The organism is Bacteroides reticulotermitis JCM 10512 (genome assembly GCF_000517545.1).
In the GTDB taxonomy this organism is placed as follows: Bacteria; Bacteroidota; Bacteroidia; order Bacteroidales; family Bacteroidaceae; genus Bacteroides; species Bacteroides reticulotermitis.
In genome coordinates, this window is the sequence record NZ_BAIV01000021.1 from 87,809 (window position 1) to 106,318 (window position 18,510).

Annotated in this window: 20 protein-coding genes and 3 pseudogenes; 14 read left to right on the top strand and 9 right to left on the bottom strand. The window is 39.1% G+C overall.

Going from position 1 to position 18,510, the window contains the following annotated elements:
* From JCM10512_RS13265 to JCM10512_RS13290, 8 genes and pseudogenes are all read left to right on the top strand, one after another.
* Complete coding sequence (locus JCM10512_RS13265) at positions 1–213, top strand: hypothetical protein (protein WP_044163738.1); 213 nt, start codon at positions 1–3, stop codon at positions 211–213.
* A 17-nt stretch (positions 214–230) separates the two neighbouring features.
* Positions 231–440: a hypothetical protein gene (locus JCM10512_RS22045; RefSeq protein ID WP_081741307.1), complete on the top strand. Its 210-nt coding sequence runs from the start codon at positions 231–233 to the stop codon at positions 438–440.
* A gap of 19 nt (positions 441–459) precedes the next feature.
* Positions 460–1,521 (top strand): PRTRC system protein E, encoded by a 1,062-nt coding sequence (locus JCM10512_RS13270; protein WP_044163739.1) that lies wholly within the window; start codon positions 460–462, stop codon positions 1,519–1,521.
* A 21-nt stretch (positions 1,522–1,542) separates the two neighbouring features.
* On the top strand, positions 1,543–1,764 hold the full coding sequence (locus JCM10512_RS13275) for a PRTRC system protein C (protein ID WP_044163741.1): 222 nt from the start codon (positions 1,543–1,545) through the stop codon (positions 1,762–1,764).
* A gap of 6 nt (positions 1,765–1,770) precedes the next feature.
* On the top strand, positions 1,771–1,953 hold the full coding sequence (locus JCM10512_RS24070; protein WP_244437199.1) for a hypothetical protein: 183 nt from the start codon (positions 1,771–1,773) through the stop codon (positions 1,951–1,953).
* Positions 1,953–2,915: a hypothetical protein gene (locus tag JCM10512_RS13280; RefSeq protein ID WP_244437200.1), complete on the top strand. Its 963-nt coding sequence runs from the start codon at positions 1,953–1,955 to the stop codon at positions 2,913–2,915. The genes JCM10512_RS24070 and JCM10512_RS13280 overlap by 1 nt, the downstream gene beginning before the upstream one ends.
* Positions 2,916–2,927: 12 nt before the next feature.
* A complete protein-coding gene (locus JCM10512_RS13285; protein WP_044163746.1) occupies positions 2,928–3,629 on the top strand; it encodes a prokaryotic E2 ligase family D protein in 702 nt (233 codons plus the stop codon).
* A pseudogene (locus tag JCM10512_RS13290) lies at positions 3,626–4,415 on the top strand (PRTRC system ThiF family protein). The gene JCM10512_RS13285 and the pseudogene JCM10512_RS13290 overlap by 4 nt, the downstream one beginning before the upstream one ends.
* Positions 4,416–5,017: 602 nt before the next feature.
* Here the strand turns inward: JCM10512_RS13290 and JCM10512_RS13295 are convergent.
* The 9 genes and pseudogenes from JCM10512_RS13295 to JCM10512_RS22050 form a co-directional block, all read right to left on the bottom strand.
* Positions 5,018–6,106 carry an ATP-binding protein gene (locus JCM10512_RS13295; protein ID WP_244437201.1) on the bottom strand — a complete coding sequence of 363 codons (1,089 nt, stop codon included), beginning with the start codon at positions 6,104–6,106 and terminating at the stop codon, positions 5,018–5,020.
* 266 nt (positions 6,107–6,372) lie between these two features.
* Positions 6,373–6,972, bottom strand: a pseudogene (locus tag JCM10512_RS13305) (nucleotidyl transferase AbiEii/AbiGii toxin family protein); the annotation flags it as partial.
* Positions 6,933–7,160 carry a nucleotidyl transferase AbiEii/AbiGii toxin family protein gene (locus JCM10512_RS22525; protein WP_052517212.1) on the bottom strand — a complete coding sequence of 76 codons (228 nt, stop codon included), beginning with the start codon at positions 7,158–7,160 and terminating at the stop codon, positions 6,933–6,935. The pseudogene JCM10512_RS13305 and the gene JCM10512_RS22525, both read right to left, overlap by 40 nt.
* Entirely contained in the window at positions 7,157–7,693 is a 537-nt protein-coding gene (locus tag JCM10512_RS13310) for a type IV toxin-antitoxin system AbiEi family antitoxin domain-containing protein (protein ID WP_244437202.1), read from the bottom strand. The genes JCM10512_RS22525 and JCM10512_RS13310 overlap by 4 nt, the downstream gene beginning before the upstream one ends.
* A gap of 318 nt (positions 7,694–8,011) precedes the next feature.
* Complete coding sequence (locus JCM10512_RS13315; protein ID WP_044163750.1) at positions 8,012–8,950, bottom strand: hypothetical protein; 939 nt, start codon at positions 8,948–8,950, stop codon at positions 8,012–8,014.
* 234 nt (positions 8,951–9,184) lie between these two features.
* Positions 9,185–12,352, bottom strand: a complete 3,168-nt coding sequence (locus JCM10512_RS13320) for a hypothetical protein (RefSeq protein WP_044163753.1) — start codon at positions 12,350–12,352, stop codon at positions 9,185–9,187.
* Between the two features lie 38 nt (positions 12,353–12,390).
* On the bottom strand, positions 12,391–12,588 hold the full coding sequence (locus tag JCM10512_RS13325; protein ID WP_044163755.1) for a helix-turn-helix domain-containing protein: 198 nt from the start codon (positions 12,586–12,588) through the stop codon (positions 12,391–12,393).
* Between the two features lie 301 nt (positions 12,589–12,889).
* A pseudogene (locus JCM10512_RS13330) lies at positions 12,890–13,615 on the bottom strand (DUF5712 family protein); the annotation flags it as partial.
* A complete protein-coding gene (locus JCM10512_RS22050) occupies positions 13,558–13,707 on the bottom strand; it encodes a hypothetical protein (protein WP_394354209.1) in 150 nt (49 codons plus the stop codon). The gene JCM10512_RS22050 and the pseudogene JCM10512_RS13330, both read right to left, overlap by 58 nt.
* 292 nt (positions 13,708–13,999) lie before the next feature.
* Between JCM10512_RS22050 and JCM10512_RS13335 the strand changes: the two genes are divergently transcribed.
* The 6 genes from JCM10512_RS13335 to JCM10512_RS13360 are packed head-to-tail and all read left to right on the top strand — an operon-like array spanning position 14,000 to position 18,191.
* Positions 14,000–14,203, top strand: coding sequence for a helix-turn-helix domain-containing protein (locus JCM10512_RS13335; RefSeq protein ID WP_044163785.1), 204 nt, complete (start codon positions 14,000–14,002; stop codon positions 14,201–14,203).
* Between the two features lie 2 nt (positions 14,204–14,205).
* Complete coding sequence (locus JCM10512_RS13340; protein WP_044163759.1) at positions 14,206–14,514, top strand: type ISP restriction/modification enzyme; 309 nt, start codon at positions 14,206–14,208, stop codon at positions 14,512–14,514.
* Positions 14,515–14,555: 41 nt separating this feature from the next.
* On the top strand, positions 14,556–16,250 hold the full coding sequence (locus tag JCM10512_RS13345; protein ID WP_044163760.1) for an ATP-binding protein: 1,695 nt from the start codon (positions 14,556–14,558) through the stop codon (positions 16,248–16,250).
* Positions 16,247–16,681 carry a hypothetical protein gene (locus JCM10512_RS13350; protein WP_044163763.1) on the top strand — a complete coding sequence of 145 codons (435 nt, stop codon included), beginning with the start codon at positions 16,247–16,249 and terminating at the stop codon, positions 16,679–16,681. Before JCM10512_RS13345 ends, JCM10512_RS13350 begins: the two co-directional genes overlap by 4 nt.
* Before the next feature lie 58 nt (positions 16,682–16,739).
* The gene (locus tag JCM10512_RS13355) at positions 16,740–17,138 is read left to right on the top strand and encodes a YggL 50S ribosome-binding family protein (protein ID WP_044163764.1); all 399 of its coding nucleotides are present in this window, start codon (positions 16,740–16,742) and stop codon (positions 17,136–17,138) included.
* 12 nt (positions 17,139–17,150) lie between these two features.
* Positions 17,151–18,191 (top strand): virulence RhuM family protein, encoded by a 1,041-nt coding sequence (locus tag JCM10512_RS13360; RefSeq protein ID WP_044163767.1) that lies wholly within the window; start codon positions 17,151–17,153, stop codon positions 18,189–18,191.
* Positions 18,192–18,510: the final 319 nt, after the last annotated feature.

An 18,510-nucleotide genomic window follows, 5' to 3' on the forward strand; every position in this document is an offset into this window, starting at 1 on the left:
ATGAAACTGCAATTCATCGCAAACATCTGCAAGTCAGCAGTCACACTGTTGATAACCACAGGAATATTCCTGCTATGCCTCAAGGGTATCGTTCCGGTCCATACCATCTTCCTCCTGTTTGTTGCAGGAGGTATCATCCGTTTCCTTATACAGATAATATCAACCTTCATGACAATTCTCTTCATTCTGATTGTCATCGGAATGTTAGTATAAACCTTCAAACAAAAAACATGAGAACAAGTACATTCACTCCATCGGCTCCGGCCATGCCAGCCGTATGGCCGCGAAAACACACCATCAAACCCGTCAGAAGACGGTTCCCCAATACGGTGGACGAGCCCAGAAACATCGGATACTATCTCGCACCGCTTCGTTATATCTCCCAACAACCGGACAGAAGCGAAATCATGAAAGCCTATCTCATGGAAACTTATGTATAACATTTAAAACTTAACCAGTATGTTTTTTCAATCAATTTATCAAATGTTGGCGACAGGCACAGACCTGAGCATCAATATCAGAAGAACGGACACCAAGCTGTCCGTAGTAGTCATGCCAAGACGTACCGGCGTGAAAGATGAAGCCGGACAGTTTATCGTGCCGCTGGTACTGAATGGTACCGCCGTGGAAATGGACGACCAATTCCTGCAGGCTATCACCACTCCGTTGCAGAAGGCACAGGGGATACTCATTAACCTTGAAACCTTTGAGAAGCAGGTGCAGCAAGCCACTGCACAGAGCAAGGCGGCCAAATCCGTAGAAGACAAGGAAGGAAAAGAAGCCCGTGAGAAACAGAAAAAGATGGAGAAACTGATTAAAAAATCGAATGAAACCGCTGCAGCGGGCCGATATCAGGAAGCGACCATGTGGCTGAAGCAGGCAAGGGCACTGGTAACACCGGACAAGCAGAAGGAAATAGACATCCTGATGCAGGAAGTTCAAAAGAAAGCAACGGAAGGCAGCCTATTTGCAGAAACAGTTCCACAAGCACGGCACACGCAACAACAGCCTCCCGTAAGCAATACTCCAAACGGACAACAGGCCGGAAGGCAAATGCAGATGTTCACCCCACAACCGGAACAACAGACGGCACTGCAACCGATGTATCAATCTACATCCCAACCGCTACCTCAACCGCAAATGGTACGAACCCAACCGGCTCCACAAATATATCAATCCGGTGCAGTACAACCGCAACCAACATATGGAGGGTATTATCAGCAACCGGCAGGGCAGCAAGTGTATATCACTCAACCCGGAGGACAGCCCCAACCAATGCAGCAATGGCAGCACCCCCAACCTATACCGCAACAACCGCATACGCCTGCCATGCCAGCTGCACCCGGAAGTACAGCAAGAGAATATCATTCCCAACCGCAATCCCCCGATCCGCTCTGTTTTGACAAAGACGATGAAAGCGACAGGGAACGCCTCCGTGAAGACCCGTATTCAGAATACATCGACTTCCCCGAAGAATACCGAAGGAAAGATGAAGCGCAAACGAAACCCGCATATTGCTAAACCTCAAAAACAAGAAATAATATGGCACTCGAAATCAAAGGACTCAAAAGAGTCTTCAAAATGAAGAAAGGCAACGCCACCCTGACATTGGACGACCCGGACAGCAACCTGTCGCTGACGGAAGTGATGGACCTCTATTCCATAACCTACCCGGAGCTGACCACAGCCACCCTGCAAGGACCGGAATGTGAAGAAGACCGGGTGGTATACTGGTTCAAGACCACCATCGGAACGAAAGGATAGACACGTATGGCAAAGCATATTAATCGTAAAAAGAAGGAAAAAGAAACATGCAGACAGCTCTCAGAATCACAAATGGAGAATCTGGCACGTCTTATTATCGGCGAAGCCGAATGTACGGATGTCAGCCGGGGGATCAGCCGCAGAAGAAAAAGAAGACTGACGCCCGCAGGAGTAACAATGATTTTCTGATGAGGAGGATTCTCCCCGTCGCTCCCGACTATTATACGGAAAATGACCAGGACGGAAAAATCAACCTCACCACGAAAGAGAACTTTGAATACCTGTACCGCTCAGCCCGGAAATATGCCGGGCTGGCAGGTGTTGAACTGCCTTTCCATAAAACAAAAGAGAATCCGCGGATAAACATCATCAATCTGTACAAGGCAGTGGATGCCATTTTTCCGGAACATGTCAACATGGAAACAAGGGGAGGAAGACTTTATTTCTGCATATACCGCTTCCACGACTGGCCGGACTATAAGTTATTCTGGATACCGCTGGATTTCACGGAGAAACTTCCGGAAAAGCTCAAACGAATTGCACTGGAATTTGTCCGCCGTTTCGCCCTCCATCATGGCATACAGGATGTCACTGAAACGGCTTATTATGAAATGGCCGTCGATTATATGGAGGGTTATGGAAGCTATAATGAAGAAGCCACCGCCGGAGAAATAAGGCGGAATGCAAATCTTGCCAAAACGTATGAGAAGGGCCGGGTATATCATATACTGAAGAGGATGGGCAAAAGGAAATTCTGTATTGACCTAGAAGGGGAAATACAAAAGTACCATACCAAGAAGAACAGGGAGCTGGAATTGTTGAAACTGATTGCGGAAGGCATGGAGTTCATCTCTTCCGACAGTCCGGGCATCATGCAGTATTATTACGACTGGGCGTACGAGGAATCACCGGACTACAATCCGTTAGGACTGGACGTGCAAATCATGCTGACCTATTCCATCAACGATGAAATGACAAGTGAAATGGAAAGTTACTTCAATTCGGATTGCCAGGAATCATATGCCATCACACCCGTCACGGCTCTCTATCTGACACCGGAGACAGACCGGCTTTTCACGATGGATGATTTTCCGGAACGCTTATGCAAATGGCTCGACCGTTTTATCCGGCTTGTTTCCAACAACCTTTAATACCACCAGGAAATGAATGAACTGACCAATCATCTACAGCAGATTATGCTTCCCAAGGCGGCCCTTATTGCCTATGAATGCCAAAGTAACGATTATTCACAGCCGCGGAACTATCTCGAACTCCGCCCGGTCAACGGGAAAGGACGGATGGGGGCAGGGATACCCGTAACTTATGAGTTCATGAATTCCCTTGTGGAATCCTATACGGAAAGCATGAACGGCATACCGCACGGCCGTATCCCTTCCGGCATGCTCTGGTGTGATACCAGAAAAGGGCATGAAAGATATATCTGGTACAATCCGCCGCAGGCAAGAAAGATGTATTTCAGGGCGGATCTGAACATTCCCGACGGGACTTTCAACCTGCCGGGAATCATCTACGTGGCGACGCAGGACAGCTTGGACGTCCACTCCTTCAAAGGGAAACGGCCCGAAGACAAGACGGAACTTTATCTTGCACCGTTCTTCAATGTAACGGGTGCCGGTGTCTGCCTGGGAAGCTCCTCTCTGGAAAAGCCGCAGGACATGGATTTTTCCGCACTTCAGGAATACTGGGAAAAGCGTTTCTGGCTCAGCGAATTCTCCCACCTGGGAGGCAGCAATAATCCTACCCGCAGCAATCTGGTATCCGTAACGGAACAAGCACGCAACTATCCGTTCGATTATTCCGAACTTCGGTCCTCAAACAAACAACTAAAAGACTTATTATCATGAGAAAGATTCATTATACCGACAGCTATCTGCTCAGTCCGTACCATCCGTCACCATTTTCGTTATCGGCGCGGGAGGAACAGGTTCGCAAGTCATCACCAACCTGGCACGCATGGACCTAGCATTGCAGGCACTCGGGCATCCGGGACTGCACGTGACCGTATTTGACCCGGACATCATCACGGAAGCCAATATCGGGCGCAACTCTTCAGTGAAGCGGAGTTGGGACAGAACAAAGCCATGGCAATCGCCACACGCATTAACAGTTTCTTCGGTTCTATCTGGATGGCGGAAAGTTGCCATTATCCGCTGGGCGGAGCTAATAATAAGAAGGAGCCAATGCTGGCAAATATCATCATCACCTGTACGGACAATATCCGTTCACGATTAGACTTATGGAAATTTCTGAAAGAATACAGGAATATGAACGTATCCAATGAAAAGACGCCCATCTACTGGATGGATTTCGGCAACGCGCAGATCACAGGCCAGGTTCTTATCGGCAATATCCGTAATAAAATTCCCCAACCGGCATCGGGTGAATACATACCCATGCCCAAAATGAATGTCATCACTGAGGAGGTAAGCTATTCTACCGTAAAGGAGATGGATTCCGGCCCGAGTTGCTCGCTGGCGGAAGCATTGGAGAAGCAGGACCTGTTCATCAATTCCATATTGGCACAAGTGGGCTGCGATATCCTTTGGAAAATGTTCAAGGAGGGAAGAACCTTATACCGGGGAGCTTATGTCAATCTGGACACGCTACGGGTGAATCCGATTCCGGTATGAATGATATAAGACAAATATCTTCCTTTCGTCTTTACAGATTATAACGGAAGATATTGCATGATTTACCTCCAAGTTATTTCGGATACCCCGTTTGGTACAAAATTCCATTCAGAATTATAATTTTCGACGCAAAACAAAGAGGACATTCTAATCGCAATAATACACATTATCTGTATATAATCGCAGCTGAAATGATTTTTTTAGAGATAGAATATAAACCCTCTTTCTGGTGGAGCTTACAAGTTTCCTCTATAAATTAAGGAGCATGTGTTTCCCTATTATTCCATTCTCTTAAAGAATGATTATAATAACTTCTCCTTCGAGCTAAAACTCAAACACATTTCCGTGCATAAGACATAGTAATATTCATATAGTTCTGCATAATAAGCATCCTTTCTGTATCTTGCTGATCATTAATTATATGTTATTCTTCAGTTTTATAAAAGCCCCCAAGTATTCTCAATTGGATAGAAAACGGACTTTTGAGTCTATTTGCATTCACTTTTCGCATCGTTGCATGTATGGCAACACTTCATTCGTTTCCTGTCAACCAATCTAAAGCATACATTTGCCTGATTCCGTTGTGCATGACGACAGGGTCATTATCCAAAGTCAGCAAGTTCCCGTTTCAGCGTATTGGCATCACGGACGCTTAGCGATACCTGGTAGTATGTTTTCATATTTCCGCTTATGATAATGAAATCTATCTCGGTGCTGTCCGCCTTACCGACATAGACTTCCCCACCACGGCGTAACAGCTCCATAAAGATGACGTTCTCGAGTATATGCCCCAAGTCGCCGGTACGTGTCCCGATGATGATATTCCTCAGCCCCATATCGGCCAAATAATACTTCTGTCCGCTTTTTAGGTATTGCATGCCTTTTACGTCATATCGGGAGGCCGAATAGAATATATAGGAGGCTAACAGTGCGGATACGTAACTTTCCACCGTGTGCGAAGATATTCTCCTGCCTGCCGAAGTCATTGTATCGCTGATGCGCTTGATGGCGGAGATGTTCCCAATATTATCCGAAAGAAACTTCACAACACTTTCGAGCATCATGACATCCCCAATCTTTTTGCGTGTAACCACATCTTTCAAGACAATCGTGCTATATAATCCCGAAAGGTAATCACTGATCAGCGCCCTGTCGGCGTTCAGTTGCGTGACGTATGGAAATGCTCCGTATTCGATATAGCTTCTGTATGCTGCATCAAGGCTCACCGTTGCAGGCAGTGACGATACATATTCGCTGAAAGACAACGGGAACATCTTTATTTCCACATACCTTCCGGAGAGAAGCGTGGCAATCTCACCGGAAAGTAGGTAGGCGTTAGACCCTGTGACGTAGATATCCACATTATCCATAAGGAGCAAGCTGTCTATTGCTTTCTGGAAGTTATCTACCATTTGAATTTCGTCGAAAAACAGGTAATTCATCTTTCCCTTTTGCAGCCCCTTTTTCACATGGCCGTATAAAACCCTGTAATCCAGATAAGGTTCATTGTCAATATCTTCAAGGTTCAAGCAAAGGATTTGTTTTTCGTTGATCCCTTGCTGCAACAGCCTGTCGCGGAACATCTTCAGCAATGTCGATTTTCCGCAACGACGAATGCCTGTCACCACCTTGACTACTCTCTTATCTTTCCACTTCTCCAGAAGTGACATGTAACCGTTACGCTCTATCATAATAAATAGAAAAAATGAAGTCCATTGCAAATATATGGGTAATTTTCCGGAAAAACGAAATTGGATTCATTTTTTCTCGGTTCTTTACCAAAGTTATTCCGATCTAAATTACATATTTATGGTAACGGAGCAAATCAGGCTCACCAACTCGCTCCGTATAATACAAATCAAACCATTATCAAAATTTTGATCAAAGCTTTGGATGCCTCGAAAATTCTTAATTTTAAGATTATGAAGTGTGGCCATATTCTTTAAATCTATTTTTATTATTCAATCAACCTGTCAATGATTTTCTCCTTTACAATTTCGTATGCTTTTTGTATATCGTAAATTTCATCGGAATGCAATAGATTCTCCATATCACCCATGAAATCCGGGTCAATCATCTTACTTTCCATATTTTGCATAAATTGTTTGTAAGTCGGAGGTTTAGAAACAGAAAAATCCATGTAACGTTTGTAGCAACGAACAATTATTTCAGGATCAACTTCCGTTGTGCTTAGTGCTTTGTATAAATCGAATAAATCTCGTCCTTTTTTTCGTTGATATAGCGCACGGAGTTTTGTTCCTAGTAATTCATCCAAAACATAAGTGGTTAGTACACTATTTCCCGAAAACCAACTGTTTTCCATAGAAAAAGGAACTTTCACCAATCCCAATTCATTAAAATGTTCAAAACAATTTATCTCAACCTTCAAACGAATTGGCACGACAGGCGGAATCTCGGATTCCATACGAAACAACATGGTATTATTGTATCGCTTTTGTTTGACAACTTTTCCGGGCAGAAAATCCAAAACCTCTCCCAAACGTGAAAGGATTGGCTTTATCGGTCCTGAACTAATTTGTACAAGGTCAATGTCCTCCGGTCTATCCCTTTTACCAAACGCAGATTTGTTCCACCGATAAAAGTCATCTTTTGGATGCTTGGCGTAGAAGAAAGGTAATCCAGAATCATCAACTGCAAATACTCTTTCAGTATGTGCTTATCGAAACCCGAATTTCCACGAATTTGAGCCGGAAAATAATTCCTTATCTGTTCAATCTGTATCATAAATCGTAAGTTTTAAGAAGTAGCTTTACCCGATGGTCAAGTGCCTTACTTTGAAACTTAGCAGAGTACTCCATCAGTAAATCCACATTCAAATCATCTTGCAAGTAATCTTCATCCAAACGTAATTCCTCCAATTCCTGTTCACTATCGTAGAATGGATAAAGATACAGCAAATCAAGTAATGCTTTTTCGGGTGTGGCAAACTGTATGGTGCGGTTGTCTGCTATTGGCTTCAATTCGTACCCGAACATTAGACTCTCTTTGACATTCTTATAAGAGTATTCGCCAAAGTCATTATTAAATGAGGCCGTTTTTAGCGATGTTACACTAGTAATCTGTACCACTGCCTCCGGTATCATTCCATAGAACGATAATGCCGTATGTAAGCTGATATAGGATGGGCGATAAATCCGATTCGCAAAATAAAAAGAATAATCGAGCTTGCTCTTATATTCCGAAAAAGCAAAATATCCTTGCCGTAAACCGGATAAGATAGCCTTTCTTAACCCAGCGGGTAAGGTTATTTCTGTCAAAATCGGGCTGCCATGCATATACCTGATAGATATTGAAGCATGCCAAATCGAACATTTTATCCTTAAATTCCAGAAAGGTCATTTTTTATTTTGTTTCTATTATGCTGTAAATATAGTGCATTTTGGAAACAAAACAAAATATTGAGATGAATTGAGAGGCTGTTTCATAGATAAGACAGAAATGACTTTACTTCAGAATCAATATAGGACTTTATTTATGTTACCGCCGTAATGGTTACGGCGGTAACATAAATAAAGTGATTACACACCAACAAGTCATATTCTAAATGAGATTAATCCCCTTTTAGATTTCTGGCTTTAATGCCGTTCATTTTTTCTTCTATATCGTTTTCGGATTCTTCTTTTAGTAATAATACCTTTCCCTCTTTTTATACTTTTTATTATTCGTTTTTTCTTCTTAGAATGAGTACTATTAGTAGTCAGTTTAAAGATTTCTCTACTATAAGACGATATCTTTCCATTTTTGACAACAAAGGTATATAAAGAATATTCCTCACATTCCATGCAAGTATCAACAGTCTCTGGCTTGATGGCAACACATAAAGTATCATTCAACTTCTCGTCAACAGCCACAGAGCTTTGCCATATTACACCATCAATTCTTTTTATGATTTCCAAAGTGAATAATGCCGATATTTTATACAGGTTGTCGTTGTTGACAGACCGTGTGAATTGATTACACATAAATTTTTGAAAAGCAATAGCGTCTTCTTCGCTAAACTTATCTGCATTTTTCTTGATGTATGCCAATAAACCCTGAACCATCTCATTTAACCTCCTCGATTTGTTCGTAGTATCAGGATTCATAAGTGTTAACAAAGAGATTGTATCCAGAACACGCCATTTACTTACTACCACTCTGTAAATTCCATCAACAATAGGCGAATCTCTAAAGAGGGAACAAGATTCTTGCATTGCTAGCATCTCACAATTGATTGGATGAGAATTTTCCAGAATGTTTCCAACGACTCCATAAAACATCGTTTGTTTTGGAGTGCTGGCTCTTTGAAATGTTTTATTCTTTTCTGCAGGGCAGTATGATAATCGCCTTACATTGTTAATTTCTTCATCTATCCCTAAATTACTTGCTCGATAAATTAAAGAGCCCTTATGAATATCTCTTATCGGAGCAGGAATTGCCCCGAACTTGGATAATACTGCTTGTATAGACTCTGTGGTACAACTATCCAGTTTTAATTGGTTTAATTCATCTATTGCGTCTTTCAACAATCCCATATTTACAGTTTTTTATGTTTTTAATAATAATTTGGGAGAGTTCTAACTGTTCCAGACTTTGTTCTTTAATCCAGTTTAAACTTTTCCTAAATATCAGATTTAGATGGTTTCTTTGTCGTTGGAGGATATGTAAAATCTAAAATTGACATTAAAAAGTACTTAAAAAACACTTTGAAAATAAAAGATAGAATATGTTTTTATCATTATCAAGTTTTTTAATGCTTAATCGGTTTTTTATTCTCGAATTCTAGTCATCACCTCCACTACAGGAGCTATATCCTTCTTGTCTTCAGGGATGAATGGTTCGTCATCAGGTTCCATAGCTATTATTGCTGTATCATTTAGTCCTATTTCCCAAGCATTTTTGAACTCGACATTAGTGAACTTGAATACATCATTAAAATCCTCAGGCATTATGATATTCCTGTTGCTATCAAGTTGAAATGCAGAAAGCCAGCAACCACCAAATCGTTTGAAAAGCTGCTCAAAGGTGTCAATATTCCAATTATTGTTGGGTGTCATAGTGTGCTTGCGGCACATAGAGGTTAAGTAACGACCTTCTTTAAGTTCGTCTATTTTTACATCTGGTGCTACACATACTCGATACCATGTTGGATGCTGTTTATCTATACCCCGAATAAGGTAAATAATCACGGAAGGTTCTCCCCTTTCTAGTTTAACACCCCACTCAGTAATAATCTGCTTTCCCCGATTCAAATGTTCAAAGGCGAGCCCAAATATCGGAGGCGTAGTTCTTTGTTGATCAAACACAAATCCACAGCCGTTCCAACCTGCACCTTCCCATATACTCATATCAGTATTGGTACTATGAAAAGACATGTTTTGTTGTTTTTCATTACGGTAATCCTGCGATTTGTGTTCAAATGATTCTCTATTCAATGTGTACATTTTATCCGACTCCTTTTGCCAATCCTCTATCTTATTCTTGAACGTATTACCAAGAACATTAGATATTGACTGCTTTACTTGAAGCAAGTCACTTACTCTGTCCATAAGTCTTTCACCATCCTGTTTGCTCTGGAGCATCTTCTGCAAATCTTCTTTTGACATAGAGTTCCTACTGAAAAAAAATGCTATAAACATAGAAATGCATTCCCACAAATCCTTCTCACTATAATTTGTATTGATACAGAGTTGATACTCGTTTGACCTCGTTAGTTGTCTTAATTCAGACTTACCTTCTGTGCCTATGATTCCAATATACACTTCAGGAGTAATCGTCAACACTTCAAAGATTTCCATCGTTGCCAGCATTGACTCAATCGCTCCCAAGAATATTTCTGCAACAATTTGGTTCTGACAATTATTCTCGTAGGCAATGTGTAGTGTGCAATTGTTTACCGTTGTTTGTAGTTCTGCCTGTCCGCTGGTGGAAATATTCAAATCAGAAAGGAACTGTTTGAAAACAGGTTGGTTGAGCATTTTGTCTTGCCATCCATCTTTTGCAAAGATATCTCTCGCATTTTCATCCAGTTCATTTGCATACCCCAGAGCAAACTTCAAATAGTCTGAAGATTGAAACATACCTGCTCTTTCTAATATCTCTGGCAGAGAACTAATCAATGGATTCTTCAAATCTGATGCTGCAAATCGACATGCCCAAGCTCCATCATGAAGTATATTTGTTTCATTAAAATGCTCGTCTTCTGCAAACTCTCCATTATGCGAAACTATCATCATTAGCTCATACCAATTCAGATACATAACAAATCTTCCAAGCATCAGCTCTATTTCACAAAGTTTCTGCAAGACAGTTAGTAAAAGATGAGGAACATCACCGGAGATGTAAAATGTCTTAAGCAACATAGAAGCTGCTTTGACCAAATAAGCCTCCGCACTATAAGGTAGACCTATTTCATATAATGCAACACCCATTATACCAGAAGTTTTGACCAACTCTTCCATGCACTCCTCTCTTTCAAAAGGACGTATACAGAAACTAAAGTGGCGGATGGCTTGCTTCAATTTCCCCTTATCCATCAAAACAAGAGCACGATCCATTTCTATCCGTGCAGCCGCTTGCTCTGAGTGTGATTTTCTTAGGGCTAACGTAAGTTCATCTACAAGATCCTCATACTTTGAGTTATCATCAATCACTTTGTTCAAATTGGCTATTATTTGGTATTGTGCTTCAAAACTGATTTCTAAATGATATAGAGCTTCCAACAATAATGGCTTGATAGTGTCAATATCTTCATCTATTGGCTCTTTGGATAATAGGTGGCTGATTAACCTTTGTTCGGCAATATAAATACGTACATACAAAAGACAGGAAGGCTTATCATTTCGCTGTTCCAAAGCGTCGCATAGCTCTTTTATATAAGTAGTTTCTACTTGTACCTTATCTGATTCAATCAAGCCAGCACGATCCGCATTAATCAAATTGGTCAATATATTTGTTAATTTCTCTATACGGATAACAGTGCAGTTTTCATTTGCGATTTTTTTGAGTTTCAAAAAGTCCTTGTGCATCGCATCAATATCCTCAAACCAGAAGAAACTTGTCCAAGCATGATCATAGATGATATTGAACTGTTGTTGAGTGGAACCATGATGCTCACATTCACGCAAAGCTCTATTGAAGCGTCCTTCTGTTTCAGTACGAGAACGTTCTAAACCTCTACTAAGAATACAAGTCTCTTGCAATTCATCTATATAACCTGTGTCAACTCCATCTATTGTACGCAATATACCCTTTTCAATTTCATCAAGCCGTTCTTGTCTCTTCTTGTCTAATTCTCCAACTATCTCTTGTTTCTTTCTGTATTCTTCTGAAAAATTCAAACATGCTAAAGCTGCATCTATGCAACCATGATTAAAGACGGCATTTGTACACCAGAGAGCATCGAAAATAGAAACTTCAACACCATACTTCTCCGACAAATCCTTTTCCACTTCAGCCCGTGTACTTGACTTGATGAATTGATTGGAAAAGAATAAAGCTCGTGTATATTCGCGGTTGGTGTTAGTAATCTTTTCAATATCGCTTGTTACTTTCGGTTTCCATTGCTTTTTACAACTGATAGCAAATGCCCATTTTTCTTTTCCCGATGCACCACCATTAGCCACATACCATTTGTCAGAAATGTCAGATGATACTTCGTAGGTTTCAGCATCCACCTTACCATCACCACCACCATCGGGTCCTGTCTGAGGTTTGATATTGGGTGTAATCAGTCGTTCGGCACATTTCACGATAAAGTTTTCGAATTCACTCTGCATCTTTTTGGTGGAAAGTATTTCGAGCTGTTTGTCAAATAATTCTCTTGTCAGAGGGATCTCATAAACGATCTTCGAGTCCGAGAATTTTTGAGGTCTTAACTCGCGATAATATGCCACAAAATCGTGAACAGTTACAGATGTTTTAATTTCTTGCTCCATTGTATTGCATTTTAACTTCGATTGGTGGTAAGATCTCCTTATTTCCCATCTTTGGTGTCGATTAAATCTTTTGGATTGATTTGTAAAATCTCCGCAATCTGAAAAAGCGTCTCCAAACTTGGTTGCTTGCGGTTACAGGCATAAGCATTTACCATTTTGAAGCTTTTGCCTAATTTTTCAGCAAGCCACGTTTGTTTGATCCCTTTTTCGTTAAGAACATCTTTGATTCTATTCATACTGGGTATGATTTGATTTTTCGTTAAAGATAGGAATTTTTTGGGGATACTTTTAAGAACTATTTGTGTTTTGTTTTAATAACTTAGGAAAACAGTGATGAAATGTATTTTGAGTTGAAGTTTACACCCTATCCAAATTATATTTTTTTCTTTCTTTACTTCGTCCCACAACTTCACGATGGTAGAAGTTATTCTCGTGCCGTTGGTTATTCCAGCGGGCTTCCGCCCTCCAATCGGCAGGGAAGCCATGAGCGGGAAATAACCAACATAGACGCGGGAAATAACTTTGGAAACAATCGCACTACCGTCTGAGACCTCGCTTCGGCTTCTTCTTTTTTCTTTTCATCGGGATTTGCTGTTCTTCGTTGCTGTTGTCGGGTTCGGGAGTAAGCAAGCCTAATGCAGAGGATAACCCCAAATCCGGCAGATTGAAAGATTGTTTATCTTCTTTCATATTTTCCTGATTTACAGTTTGCATACTTGAATGCTTGTCATCTTGTTTATATGCAAACATGTTGTCAGTCAATTCTTCCTGCTCATTTACATTCCTACCTATCTGCATATCTGTACTTTTTCTTTCATCGGAGATTTGCCGTTCTTGTATACTGAGCTGATCAGAAATATTACCGTTCTTCATTGTATTGTAATATTCAAAGGATTCAGTTAACTGTCTATTATAACCAAATAGCTTATCAAATCCGTGCTCTGCCTGTTGGAACAGATTATTTCTATCAAAACCACCCTTAACCGTTCCTTTTTGGGTGTTCTTGTGGTTGGTTAGCGGAGATAGTTTTTTCTTATTGGATTGGTCTTTCCGGCTCACAATCAAATGACAGTGCATATTCAGTTCTTTATTTGACCTGTCTCGACTGAAATGTATCTTCCCATAAAACTTTATATCCTCTGCTGATAATCCTTTGTTGAAATTATTGGCGTATTCGGGAATAACCACTTCCCGGATATACCACTTCATGCCTTCAGCTTGTTCCTGTTCGGTGTTACCCATAGCTTTAAGTTCTTTTTCTGACGTATGGTCCGCTGCGTCACTCCCGACAGTTGGGCAAGATCATAATTATCCAACAAAGTATCACCGTCCAAACATTCTTTCAAACGGTTCATACGACCCAATTCATTTCCTGCGCTCTGCCTCTCTGCCGCAGGCAAAGATACAGAGAAGCAGCTAAAGATATGAATAAACAGTTTCGTTTCACAATTGGTACATTAAAGATTATACAGGCTTTTCAAGATAGCCTTTAGAGCCGTTGTCCTTCTGCCTAATAAATCTTCCAAATCACTTATTTTTTAATTGTATAATAATATGGCTCTTTTGGCTCAAGCATTTAAAAAGAAAACAAATATGCGTGAGTATCCCTTGAAATTTCCTATCTTTGAGGGAAAAAATTGTAATTCGATGAAAATGAATCGCATTAAGGAAGCCTTGCAGGAGAAAAGGTTAACGCAGGTATGGTTGTCTGGAGAACTTGGAAAAAGCTTCAAAATGGTAAATGCTTATGCCTGTAACCGCAAGCAACCAAGTCTGGAAACATTGTTTCAGATTGCAGATTTACTGCAAATAAATGCGACGGATTTAATCGTAGATAAAAAAGAAAAATAGATATGACTTCATTTCAAGATACATTGACTCAATTTCGTAGAGAGTCTGCGACAGAAAGAGAAAAAGGAACTCGCTTTGAGAGATTAATGCAAGCATACGGATATGTTGTTAATGGACGTAGTGCCATTGAATGGATTATGGAATGTTATCAAATCAAGACGCATAAAGAAAACGGCATTGTAAACAACCCCAACGACTGGGCAAGAGAGCACAACAAGCCAAGATATATTCTTGATTTATTGCTGAGCATAATTACGGTAAGCGTGAGGACGGTGAAGATTGTTAAAGGGTTGCCGAAAGTGGACTTGTAATTTGAACAAAAAGTGCATAATTCAATAAATAGAGTAATGTTATGTATACATATAAAGAACTAAGAAACGGCAATTATTATGAGCAGGATATTTCTTACTCAACTCTCATGAAGAAACATATAAAAAAACACTCTTCATACTTGCAGCCTATTTTTGAAGCAATTAGCAATTCGTTAGAAGCGACTAATGGCTTAGGCGACCGTATAACTATAAGATTGAACTTCTCAAAAACCACATACAAAGGAGTATTTGACTTTTCATCTATTGATATCATTGACACAGGAACAGGCTTTAATGATAAAAATTTATCTCGTTTGAAATGCTTATACGATGAATCAAAAGGGCAAAATAATTTAGGAACAGGCAGAGTGCAATATCTTCATTTTTTTCATAATACGGATATATATAGCGTTTTTGAAGAAGATGGTAAGACAATGAAGCGTCGTATTGTTCTCTCAAAAAAATTTCTTGCGTCTTCTCAGAATAGAGCTGTTATTTGGCTAGGGGATAAAATTGAAGAGAAAGATGCCTCTATTGGTACTGTGCTTTCATTTTATGGACCTATAGATGAAAATGATAAAACTAAATATACAGGATTAAGGGCACAGCAATTAAAAGAATATATTTTAGTTCATTACTTAAGTCGTTTTTGTTTAAAAAAGGGAAATTTGCAAGAAATCAAAATCGAACAATACATGAATGGGGTACATGATACAGTCAATGATTGTTATATAAAAGATGAGGATATTCCTAACGCAGATTACACAGATATTGTTAAGGTTCCCTACTCAAAAATATCGATGGATGGTAAAAGTCTAATAAAGTCTTCTAAAACAGAAAGTTTTGAAATAAAATCTTTTCGATTGCCTGCTAGCATTCAGAAAAAAAACGAAGTTAAATTAACAAGCAAATATGAAACAGTCGATGTTTCATCAGGAATAGATTTTTCATTTATTTACGACTCACCTAAAATAGGAAATGGATATTTATTATTTCTTATTTCAAGTTCTTACTTGACTAATAGAGATACTGATTTAAGAGGAAACTTACAAATATATTCAAGAAAAGACTATTTGAAAAACAGAGGCTTATTTACAAGCGATGAAGAAATATTAGTTGATGATATTCAAGAAAAGACAACGAATTCAATTACAAAGCAGTATGAACCCATAAAAAAAACAAAAGAAAATTTTGACAATAAAATAGACGAATTAGCTGAAATCTTTTCTCTTGACAGAGATGTGCTAAATAATGTTGGATATAAAGTTGGAGATACAGATCAAGAAATATTAAAAAGAGTATATCAATATGATGCAGAAGTGTCTGCAAAGCAGGATGCAAATATAAAAGCCATAATAGACTCTATAGATGAACTAATTCCCGGAACCAAAGATTTTAATCGGAAATTAAATACCAAAATTAAAAAAGTCACTGAATTGGTGCCTCAATTCAATAGAGCTGAATTAACCAAGTATGTGACTAAAAGAAAGGTCGTTTTAGAGTTAATGCAGAAGACTATAGATAAAAAGTTAACATGTCAACAAAAAACAAAGAAGCAGAAAAAAATAAACAATGAACAATTTCTTCATAATATTTTGTTTAATCAACACTCAGAAAATCCATTAGACAGTAATCTGTGGATGATAAATGATGACTTTATTCATTTTCAAGGAACATCAGAATCCGAACTTAGGAATTTAAAAATTGGCGAAGAATCTTTTTTAGAGAAGACTTGACGACGGAAGAGTTAGAAGAGCTTAAAGCATTTAATAGAGATCGCTTGGGCAATAGACCTGATATATTGTTATTCCCCAAAGAGCATAAATGTATTATAATTGAACTAAAAAGTATAGATGCTGATGTGTCTAAATTCGTATCCCAAGTTTCTGGGTATGCAGGATTGATCAGGCAGTATTCAAAAGAAAAATTTGAAATAACAACCTTCTATTCTTATTTAATAGGAGAGAGTTTTACTTTAAACGAAGTCAAAAGGGCAAATCCATTTTTGCAAAAGGCATATTATTTTGATTATCTATTTTGTCCAAGTTACCCTGTAGATGGAGGAGATAATAGAAGAAATGGAGAAATGTATGTTGAAGTCATAAAATACTCTACATTACTAGAAAGAGCTAAATCTCGCAATAAAATATTTACAGATAAAATTTAATACACACGGAGGTACCCACATATCAGTCAGATAAAGGAATGAATAATATAGTCAAGCAATGAAAAAACGTTTTCGTAAAAAATTACATAGAGGAGAATTCCAACAATACGGGATTTCCACCATGATTCCGGTTACCACAGAATCAGTTGAAGCAGTATTAAATACAATTACTGATATTGCCAATGCACATAAATTATTGTTCTGTGGCGGTGGTTTAGGTCAATTTATCCTTCCTTCCGAAGAATATGGAGAGTTGAAGATACCATCCAAAGTAGAATTTTTAATAACGAGTATAGCCTTAGGGTTAGAAATGCCATCGGATTGTATCATTGGTTACTTCATAAACCCAACAGAGCAGGAAATTTCAGTTGATACAGCAGGAAAAGTAAAATCCGAACTTGAAAACGCTTTGAAAGCAGATCTTAAAATCAATTGTCGAATTCCTTTATGGACTTAAAATGACCTAAATATGTCCAACGATAAAATTCAACCGACCAACAGTCTATTCATCCTCTATCAAGACGATAATGGAGTAACCAATGTCAATGTTCGTTTTGACGGCAAAGATGTTTGGCTTTCGCAACAACAAATCGCCATGCTGTTTGATACTACACAACAGAATATTAGTTTGCACATTAACAGCATTATAGAAGAGGAGGAGTTGTCTAAGGAAGCAACTCACAAGTATTTCTTGTTAGTTCGTCAAGAGGGTAACCGGTCGGTAAAAAGACAGATTGAGCATTATAATTTGGACATGATAATAGCGGTCGGTTATCGGGTAAAATCACAAGTGGCAACCCGATTTAGGCAATGGGCAACACAACGGCTACACGAATATATTCAAAAAGGATTTACTATTGATGATGAGCGTCTGAAAGGAAACGGCAATCGCTATTTTCGCGAGTTACTACAACGAATCAGGGATATTCGTTCGAGCGAACGTAACTTGTACCAACAAGTTACCGATATTTATTCCACAGCAATAGACTATGATCCGCGAAACGATATAACTCATCGGTTCTTTGCTACAGTACAAAATAAAATGCACTATGCTGCTCATCAACATACAGCCGCAGAAGTAATCTACCACAGGGTTGATTCCGAAAAGCCAATGGTAGGTATGACCAATTTCAAAGGAGATTATATAACCCGTGATGATGTCAAAATTGCAAAGAACTATCTTTCCGAGAAAGAATTACAAGTCTTGAACTTATTGGTTTCCCAATATCTTGATTTTGCCGAATTACAAGCTATCGAACAACATACTATGACCATGCAACAATGGATAGAGAAGCTGGACGATGTGCTATCGGTTGGCAATCGCCCATTGCTTAGCAATGCAGGGACAGTCTCTCATAAACAGGCTATCGAAAAAGCGGCACAGGAGTTTGAGGAATATCGTCGTAAAGAAATGCTACAATATGAAAGTGATTTTGATAGGGCAATTAGAGAACTAAAATCTCAAACTGATAGTGATGTTCCCAAATCGCAAGAAAATTCGGATGAATGATATAGCCATGAAAAGCTGGAGGATATTAAGAATCAAACTCAGCATCACCAAACGAGACATTGAATTATCCACTTAAAGGTTTGATAAAACTACTATAAGCTTAACTTTGGAGTCATCTTAAGGTTGTAAAATGTTTCATTCTTATAGACTATACAAATATATTTTCATAAGAGTTAAATAACACCAGATACAATTAGCTTAAAAATAGTATGTTTCATATCGTTGTCTTCACTTGTCTTCACACACGATAAAAATACAATTTCCACCTACAATTCAGTAATTCGGCAGAATATTTTTCAGTAATTTGGATTATATATAC

What these genes read in the sequence shown, in the direction of transcription:
- JCM10512_RS24070 (WP_244437199.1), top strand. Translation starts at nt 1,771, where the DNA reads ATGGCAAAGCATATTAATCGTAAAAAGAAGGAAAAAGAAACATGCAGA.
- JCM10512_RS13270 (WP_044163739.1), top strand. Translation starts at nt 460, where the DNA reads ATGTTTTTTCAATCAATTTATCAAATGTTGGCGACAGGCACAGACCTG.
- JCM10512_RS13345 (WP_044163760.1), top strand. Translation starts at nt 14,556, where the DNA reads ATGTATACATATAAAGAACTAAGAAACGGCAATTATTATGAGCAGGAT.
- JCM10512_RS13285 (WP_044163746.1), top strand. Translation starts at nt 2,928, where the DNA reads ATGAATGAACTGACCAATCATCTACAGCAGATTATGCTTCCCAAGGCG.
- JCM10512_RS22525 (WP_052517212.1), bottom strand. Translation starts at nt 7,160, where the DNA reads ATGATACAGATTGAACAGATAAGGAATTATTTTCCGGCTCAAATTCGT.
- JCM10512_RS13340 (WP_044163759.1), top strand. Translation starts at nt 14,206, where the DNA reads ATGACTTCATTTCAAGATACATTGACTCAATTTCGTAGAGAGTCTGCG.
- JCM10512_RS13335 (WP_044163785.1), top strand. Translation starts at nt 14,000, where the DNA reads ATGAAAATGAATCGCATTAAGGAAGCCTTGCAGGAGAAAAGGTTAACG.
- JCM10512_RS22045 (WP_081741307.1), top strand. Translation starts at nt 231, where the DNA reads ATGAGAACAAGTACATTCACTCCATCGGCTCCGGCCATGCCAGCCGTA.
- JCM10512_RS13325 (WP_044163755.1), bottom strand. Translation starts at nt 12,588, where the DNA reads ATGAATAGAATCAAAGATGTTCTTAACGAAAAAGGGATCAAACAAACG.
- JCM10512_RS13295 (WP_244437201.1), bottom strand. Translation starts at nt 6,106, where the DNA reads ATGATAGAGCGTAACGGTTACATGTCACTTCTGGAGAAGTGGAAAGAT.
- JCM10512_RS13280 (WP_244437200.1), top strand. Translation starts at nt 1,953, where the DNA reads ATGAGGAGGATTCTCCCCGTCGCTCCCGACTATTATACGGAAAATGAC.
- JCM10512_RS13275 (WP_044163741.1), top strand. Translation starts at nt 1,543, where the DNA reads ATGGCACTCGAAATCAAAGGACTCAAAAGAGTCTTCAAAATGAAGAAA.
- JCM10512_RS13315 (WP_044163750.1), bottom strand. Translation starts at nt 8,950, where the DNA reads ATGGGATTGTTGAAAGACGCAATAGATGAATTAAACCAATTAAAACTG.
- JCM10512_RS13320 (WP_044163753.1), bottom strand. Translation starts at nt 12,352, where the DNA reads ATGGAGCAAGAAATTAAAACATCTGTAACTGTTCACGATTTTGTGGCA.
- JCM10512_RS22050 (WP_394354209.1), bottom strand. Translation starts at nt 13,707, where the DNA reads ATGAACCGTTTGAAAGAATGTTTGGACGGTGATACTTTGTTGGATAAT.
- JCM10512_RS13360 (WP_044163767.1), top strand. Translation starts at nt 17,151, where the DNA reads ATGTCCAACGATAAAATTCAACCGACCAACAGTCTATTCATCCTCTAT.
- JCM10512_RS13355 (WP_044163764.1), top strand. Translation starts at nt 16,740, where the DNA reads ATGAAAAAACGTTTTCGTAAAAAATTACATAGAGGAGAATTCCAACAA.
- JCM10512_RS13265 (WP_044163738.1), top strand. Translation starts at nt 1, where the DNA reads ATGAAACTGCAATTCATCGCAAACATCTGCAAGTCAGCAGTCACACTG.